The following is a 1,328-nucleotide window of genomic DNA, read 5'->3' on the forward strand; positions in this document are numbered from 1 at the left end:
CCAGCCTGCGCAACACCGCCCTCGCACTCGCGGAGCTCGCGGGCTGGCACAACCACGCCGCGGCAGCCGATCACTACAGGTCACACCCCGATCACGCGCTCGACCTGATCAAGCCCACGACCTGAGAACGCTCCCGCCCTGTGTGGGCGATGAAGTTCCCCCCTGATCATGAACAGCGGATGTTTACGCTGCGGGGTGAGGTCTTGGATCACCAGAGCTCTGGTTTCGAGCGGGGTGACGTAGCCGTACTCGGGGTGCTTGCGCAGGCGGGTGCGGTTGTACTCGACCTCGATGAAGCGGAAGACGTCGGCGCGAGCAGCCTCGTGGGACTCCCAGACGGTGGTCCCGATCTCCGCTTTCGGCCGCGGCGTTATCGTAACAGGAGCCCGTTCTTCCCATGCTCTGCCTCAGCTTCAACTCCCTGATCAGATTGCGGTATTCACCGGACGTGTATTCGGCGGATTCAACTGGTCGTCGCAACACCTTGATCGTGGAGGTGTTGGATGGGAAGGCCGGTTGGTTGGATCACGACTTTGACGGGGCGTCCGGCGATGCGTTCGCCGGGGCGTCCTCCGGTCCGTCGTGACGTGGAGCGGGAGTTCTAGGTGAAGATCGCCGAGGGGCTGTCCAGTGAGGAGGCAGCGATCGCATGTGGCGTTTCTGGGCCGGTGGGATCGCGGTGGTTCCGCGCGGGCGGAGGCATGCCCCCGCTGCGACTGGGACCCTCCTCGGGCAGGTATCTGTCCTTCGCGGAGCGTGAGGAGATCGCACTGCTCACGGCCCAGGACGTGGGAGTGCGTGAAATCGCTCGTCAACTGAGCCGGTCACCATCTGAGGGGCCCCGAAGATCCCGGACAGGGACCCAATAGGGTTGCCCTGTAAGGAATCGAGGGAAGAAGCAAGTGGCACGTCCAAGTCCGTACTCGCCGGAGTTCCGCGAAGAAGCGGTCCAGCTGGCGTTGAAATCCAGCAAACCGATCGCTCATGTCGCCCGGGAACTCAACATGAACCCCGAGACGCTCCGCACATGGGTGCGCCAATATGAGCGTGCGCACGGACGGCAGGACGGGCCACTGCCGGTCGATGAGCGAGCCCGGCTGAAAGAACTCGAACGCCGCGTCCGTGAACTGGAGACGGAGAACTCCTTTCTGAAAAAAGCCGCAGCGTACTTCGCGAGGGATCCCCGGTAGCGAGCAGGTACCAGGGTTTGATCAAGTTCCGTAGGTGTCCGGATCGTTGGTGATGCCCAGGATGGGGAGTGCCCGGTGGGGCTCGTCGCGGATCGCCCGGGTGGTCTTGGCGATGTTGTCGGCTCCGAGGGTTTTCAG

1 protein-coding gene and 1 pseudogene are annotated in these 1,328 nt (G+C 63.5%); both read left to right on the forward strand.

Annotated elements, in window-relative coordinates; all coding sequences use genetic code 11:
• Positions 1-524: 524 nt before the first annotated feature.
• Positions 525-833 (forward strand): annotated as a pseudogene (locus tag C1I97_RS42305) (helix-turn-helix domain-containing protein); the annotation flags it as partial.
• 69 nt (positions 834-902) lie between these two features.
• The gene (locus C1I97_RS37400) at positions 903-1,190 is read left to right on the forward strand and encodes a transposase (protein WP_111007303.1); all 288 of its coding nucleotides are present in this window, start codon (positions 903-905) and stop codon (positions 1,188-1,190) included.
• Positions 1,191-1,328 lie beyond the last annotated feature (138 nt).

Origin of the sequence: Streptomyces sp. NTH33 (assembly GCF_003236365.1) — a bacterium.
Classification (GTDB): domain Bacteria; phylum Actinomycetota; class Actinomycetes; order Streptomycetales; family Streptomycetaceae; genus Streptomyces.